Source organism: Deinococcus marmoris DSM 12784, from assembly GCF_000701405.1.
In the GTDB taxonomy this organism is placed as follows: Bacteria; Deinococcota; Deinococci; order Deinococcales; family Deinococcaceae; genus Deinococcus; species Deinococcus marmoris.
In genome coordinates, this window is the sequence record NZ_JNIV01000163.1 from 1 (window position 1) to 5866 (window position 5866).

3 protein-coding genes and 1 pseudogene are annotated in these 5866 nt (G+C 59.8%); 1 reads left to right on the top strand and 3 read right to left on the bottom strand.

Annotation, left to right across the window (positions count from 1 at the left end):
• From Q319_RS0122150 to Q319_RS25070, 3 genes and pseudogenes are all read right to left on the bottom strand, one after another.
• Positions 1–275, bottom strand: a pseudogene (locus Q319_RS0122150) (IS701 family transposase); the annotation flags it as partial.
• Positions 276–916: 641 nt separating this feature from the next.
• A complete protein-coding gene (locus Q319_RS0122155) occupies positions 917–3673 on the bottom strand; it encodes a helicase-related protein (protein WP_029484581.1) in 2757 nt (918 codons plus the stop codon).
• 1 nt (position 3674) lies between these two features.
• Positions 3675–5033 carry a hypothetical protein gene (locus Q319_RS25070; protein WP_051655683.1) on the bottom strand — a complete coding sequence of 453 codons (1359 nt, stop codon included), beginning with the start codon at positions 5031–5033 and terminating at the stop codon, positions 3675–3677.
• A 592-nt stretch (positions 5034–5625) separates the two neighbouring features.
• On the opposite strand from Q319_RS25070, the gene Q319_RS28900 reads away from it, so the two are divergent.
• Positions 5626–5866, top strand: a 241-nt coding sequence (locus Q319_RS28900) for a DUF6444 domain-containing protein (RefSeq protein WP_245619443.1), incomplete at its 3' end; no start/stop codon positions are given.

Consider the following 5866-nt stretch of genomic DNA (forward strand, 5'->3'; position numbering starts at 1 on the left):
TAATGCCACTCCACCACGCCGTTTTCCTGACTGTGAGGTTTGGGAATCACACAGTCATCGACACTCAGCGTTCCGTCCTCCTGCTCGATCTGCCTGACCAACGGCTTTGCCAGTTTCCAGAGCGTACGGGAAAAAGCCTCTTCCTGACGCAAAAAACGAGTGACCTGATCGTGACTGACTTCCCCCAGCAGCAACTGGGCGAGCATGGTGGCACTCGTTTGACCGAACGAGGAGATCAAGAAATCGCTGTACAGTTCCATCATCCGGCGAGTCACCTCCCCAGTTTGCGTCGCCGCAGTGCGAAGCAAGAAATCCTGATGATTTCATGGAGTCTTCAAATCGTAGCGCGTAAGGTCAGCTGTGTATATTTTAGTTTCAGGGAATATAGACGGGGATCTTTGGAACTTCTTGTGGAGAGCGCTCATTCTCGCTCAAAAACAGACCGTCTTCAAAATACCTCTTTAGATAAGGTCTTTAAGAGGGCTTTAAGAATAGAATGAATAGGTCTTAAAAACAAAAAAACGAGAAAGCCACCAGATTTCTCCGGTGGCTTCCTGGGTCGCCGAGAAAAAATACATCATCGGCGATGCTGAACACTTGGGTCTGGAGCCGTGGCTTCAAACTTGCCCCGATGCGGGCCCATCCGGGTGATAGTGCGCGAGCTATCAATGAAAGATGGGGGGCTAGAGCCTACCGTCAGCATGTACTCTAGCTGAGATAAGTATAGCTGCGCCTGTAAAAAAAGGATGAGAATGTCAGGCGCATTCTGTTGGTGGTGTTCATGTGGCTTGTTGCTTCAGCTTCCAAGCGAGTGCTCAGAGCGCGCTTCTCATCTAGCGCGTGTTTTTGCGGTGTGTTGTGCCTCAGCAGATTCACAGGAAGGCATATTTTGCGCCATATCCACACTTGGGTAAGTTCACCACCCCTGGCGCAGGTGGTTCAGGGCGTCGGCTTCTCGCAGCACGGCGGTACAGGCGTCCCAGCCGCTGAGATCTGGGGTCTGTTGCTGCGCCCGTGCAAAGGGATGTAGCAGAGCGCTCGCCTCCTTTTCGCTGAGGTGATCCAGCAGCACTTTGATGCGCTCACCGTCTTGTTGGGCCAGGTCCACCCAGTCTCCCTTGATTACTTCGGGGATCAACCCGAAGAGTGCGGCTATGTCGCCGAATCGCTCGGAAAGGCGTTGGTGGACGCGGTCTTCGATCGAGCCGAAGTAACGCATGTTGTAGATCCGCACGGTGGGGTGTTTCTGTCCGATGCGCTGGATTCTGCCTTTGCGCTGCTCGAGCCGCGAAGGATTCCAGGGCAAGTCGATGTTGATCAGGTTGGAAAGCCGTTGCAGGTTGAGTCCCTCCGAGGCTGCGTCGGTGCCGACCAGCAGCGTGAGCTCGCCGCTCCGCACCCGTTCTTTGAGCACCTGTCGGTCAAGTGGGCTGAACACGCCGCCCAGATAGGTGCCGCTGCTCTGGCCGTTGCTGTATAACCCGACGGGCAACTCCGGGTATTCTGCGCTCAGGGCGCGCGCCATTTGCCGGGCCGTGTCCAGGTACTGCGTGAACAGGATGCATCCGTCGCCAAGCCATCCAGGCTGGCCCCCCGTGGCTGCGTGGTCGCCTCTGAGTAGGGCCAGTGCAAGTTTGATCTTGGGATCATCCTCGCGGTTGCGCCCGAGCACCCACTGCAACTCTTTCAGGTTCTCCTCCAGGTCACTGCCGTGGGCCACCTGGGCGTTCTGGTCTTCGACATCGTCCTCGTCGTCATCGGCCTCTTCAGGGTCTTCGACTGGGGCCGCTCCCTCAAGCATGCGGGTCACCGAGATGTACCCCGCTTCCAGGCTGGAACTGATGCGGCGCAGCAGCGCCGTGCGGGCAAAGCCCGTCAGGCCGCCCGCCTTGCCGAGTTCTTCGCAGACTTTCTCGGCCAGCGCATAAGCGCTGAGCAGTTCTGGGATGACCGGGACGGCTTGATCCACTTTGTCCCCGTGGAGATCCACGGTGATGCGCTGCAACTGGCCCAGGTTTTCGAGGGCTTCGCGGGTGCGCATCACGATGCGGGTGATGTACGGGTTTTCATCGCTGATCCAGGTGGGGAAGCGTTTGACGAGTTGCTGAATCTCGAAGGCGGCCAGTTTCTCACGCGGCTGCCCCGGGGCCTCGAAATCCTCCATGCGCAGGCCCAGGCTTTGCCGGATGACCCGGAGGTCCACGTCGTACTGTCCGTGTGGTCCACGGCTGGGTGGAAAGGGTGAGCGGTACCACGCCCACATGTCCGTGAAGTCGGTGGGTGGCTTTTGCCGACCCACCGTGAGTTCAAGGCCCTGAAGTGGATCAGTGTTCCACTGCGAGTAGGGGCCGCCCAGGACTTCTGGTGCGCCCTCAGCAAGGATCTGGAGTAGTTCATACGCCTCGATCAGATCGAGTTGCACGGGAGTCGCGGTCGCCAGCAGCAGGCTGCGGGTGTGACCGGCCAACCGCACCATCGCCTTGTACAGCGTGTTGGGCTTTCGGCGCCTTCCCTGACCGCTTTTACGGGCCCGGTGGGCCTCGTCAAGGATCACCAGCGCGTACTCCTGATCAAAGACCGGGTGGGCCGCTTCTGCCTGCCTGGCGAGCCACTGTGAGGAGACGAGGGCGATGCGGCGCGGGCAGTTCTCGAAGCCTCGGGTACTTTGCTCAAACTCGTCGATCCAGCCTTTCTGGCTGTCCCAGCGTGCGCTGGGCACCCGTAGCAGATCCCACATTTCGGCTTGCCACTGGCGCAGCAGGGTCTTGGGGACGCTGATCAGCACCGGGGCGTCCCCCTGCAAAGCGATCAGTTGAGCGCTCACGGCGAGTTGCAGGGTCTTGCCCAGGCCCACCTGATCAGCCAGAAGTAAGCGCGCGTGGCCAAAGGGTCCGGAGTGCGCCAGCATCACCTGGTGGACGAAGGCTTTCTGGTGGGGCCACAGCCCCGTTTCACTGGTGTACAGCGGAGCTTCGATCAGCGGGGCGTTGAGCTCATCCAGGTCCTGATCGCCGCGCGCGATGCCGCTGTCGATCAGCGCCCGCCACTCGGTCAGACTGATTTCTGTTCGCCCGGCGAGCCGCTCAAGATCATCGATGACCGCCTGGGCCAGTGGGTGGGCGTCCTTGTGATTCCAGAGGGCATCGAATTCTGCTTGCACCCACGCGACGCCCTCGGGCGAGGGATCCTCCCACAGCAACTCATAGTTGCGGCTCCAGGCGTTGGCGGTGTCGTTCACGCTGCCCATGAAAGCGGTCTGTACGCCGTCTGGGTGGGTGATGATCCCCGCCTTGCCGTGCATAAAGCCAAAAACCTTGTCGGGGAGCACCCGGATCTCGATTTTCTTGCTGACGAGCGCGCTGTGTAGCAGCCGCAACCGATCACGCATTTCCGGTGGTGCCTGTTCAAGCTGCAACTCGGGCTGTGCCCCGTGCCACGCGCGCCGCAGATCCTCGTCGGCCAGCTGCGCTATGGCGACGTCGGCGGGGTTGAGGTCCGAGTTGCAGATCATGCGGATGCGCTTCACGCTGTCAAAGGGTTCGCGGAGCAGATGAAGCACCGAGGACGTGAAGTAGCCCGAGATTCGGTCGTACTGCACGGCCCCGGTGAGCCGGGGGATCAGGAAGGACTGATCGATGCGCCCCAGGCGGGCGCTGAAGCGGTTGATCTCCACCCTAGACTCCGGCGTTCATCAGCGCGCCGCGCAACACCTGGGCAGCCTCGGCGTCGGCTTTCCAGTGTGGGAGCGTCAGCCTGCCCAGGTGCTCCAGCAGCGTGATGGCCCGGCTGTGCTGCATGGCAAAGTTCGGCACATCGTCACGCAGCCCCGCCAGGCCCTGGGCGGGCCCATCTTCGCGGGCGGTGATCTGAATGGCGAGCAGCAGGTGTCGCAGCAGCGTGCCGGCCAGCGGCCCGGTGTTGACGTTGCGCCCGCCCATCTCGCTGGCGGTCATCAGCCGGACGTTGTTGGCGCGGTCATCGGCCAGCAGATCACGCCATGCCGAAGCCGCGTAGCTGCGCGCCAGTTCTTGGAAGACGCCGCTGCGGTGCTCACCCTTCTGCTCAGTGTCGAGGCCCTTGAGGTAGAAGCGCTCATGGGACTCCAAGTCACGCCACACGGCGGCGTCCAGCCCCCGGGGGAGTAGGTTCCGGGTGGCGGCCTGGGCCGCCTGTTCGATCAGCAGGTGAACGGGTGATTTTTCGCCCCGGGCACGCACCTTGAGCAGTTCTTTGTGGGGATCCAAACCGTGGATGTTGTGCGAGGTGATCACGCGCAGGGCGGCGGCGTAGGTGGCGAGTTGGAGGTCGGCGTCGCTCCAGGCCAGGCCAGCGCCCTCAAGGAGTTGCATGTCTTTAAGCTGCTTGGCGACCTCATCCTCCATCAGGTTGAGGATGTCGTCGTCGAAGACGGTTTCGACCTCGCCGCGCTTGCGGAGAACGAGCAGGACGGTGGCCTGGACGTTGTTTGCTCCGCCGCTCAGGCCGTCGGTGGTCTCAGTTACGACGGTCCACGCAGCTGAGACTTGGAGGCCCGAGGCCCACAAGGTCATGGCAAGCTCTGCCCACACGCCGGCATCCTGATGTGTGAACATTACAACCTGCAGGCCGTTGTCGGGCATGTGCGCCGTCAGCTGTGTGTATATCTGCATCATGGCTTCGTTGAAAGAGACCCCTTTGCCCTTAACCGCCAGGATGCGTTTGGCATCCGCATACCATTCAGGGAAAAGCATGGGGATACGTTTCTCGTACCAAGAGAGGAAGAATTCAGAGATTTCCTCGTAGTCGATGGCATCGGCATATGGCGGATCCGTGATCCACAGGTCGCAGATGGCGTTGGTATCACGTGCATCGTGCAGTTGGACGTCGAGTCCAGTGGTAGTCAGCAGAGATGTAGGGACATTATTTCCCTTGAGACCCAGAAACCCTTTAACGCCGAAGTTGAATTTCGGACTGAGACTTTGACTGTCGAAAGTGTTGACTAGCTGACTTGTTGCAGGTGACCAGCGCACGATTTTGCTGTTGTAGTCGGTCATTTTTCCAACTAAGGTCAGCAACTCGCGTGGTGCAGGACTGCGGCTGATCGCTTCAGCAAACAAGCCGTTGGTTAACAGCTGGCGGGGAGTGAATAGCTGATGCCAGGAGTGCCAGTTGCGAGCTGCAAAAATGCGGGCGATGCGGGGACCTTCTTGAAGCGCTTTGGAGGGGAGGAACCCAGCCGCACGCCAAGACTCAAGGCGATCTTTTAGCAGGCTCTGCCTGCTCTTCGCGAGCTAGGTCCGCCTTAGTGACTTCTTCGTAGACTCGCTTGCGCTCTATTTTAATTTTGCCTCTGACGACTTTCTCGGTACTCTTGACCCAGCGCACGCAGTACAGTCGCTCCTGATAAAAATCCTCTGGATTTGGGATCAGATCATCGGCGGTCCAGGGCCGTAAGCCCTTCCCGCCGTTGTGTCGGTCGCGCAGTTTGTCGATGTCAGAGGGGTGGGGACTGGAGTTCTCTGGTGTTGGCAACGGCACGAGTTGTTGATCTACCACGGTACCTTTTTTGTAACTACTCAGCAGGGGGACTTGCGGAGTGGAATCAGATAGAGTAGGCGCATCAAGAACGCTCTTTGCCCCAATTGCCTGATCCTTCAAGCTCGCCTTGACGAGCTTGAACTGCGATTGCTGACCCTGGAAGCTCGCCTTGCCGCCACAAGCCGAACTTCTAGCCAACCGCCCAGCCAGGACAAACCGTGGGTCCCCAAGAGTGAGCGCCAGAAGAGCAACCGCTCTTCTGGCGGGCAACGTGGCCATCCCGGCAAGACGCTCAAAATGAGTGAGCATCCTGATGAAATCAGGACGCTCCCGGTCACTGGGCAGTGCG

What these genes read in the sequence shown, in the direction of transcription:
- Q319_RS25070 (WP_051655683.1), bottom strand. Translation starts at nt 5,033, where the DNA reads ATGACCGACTACAACAGCAAAATCGTGCGCTGGTCACCTGCAACAAGT.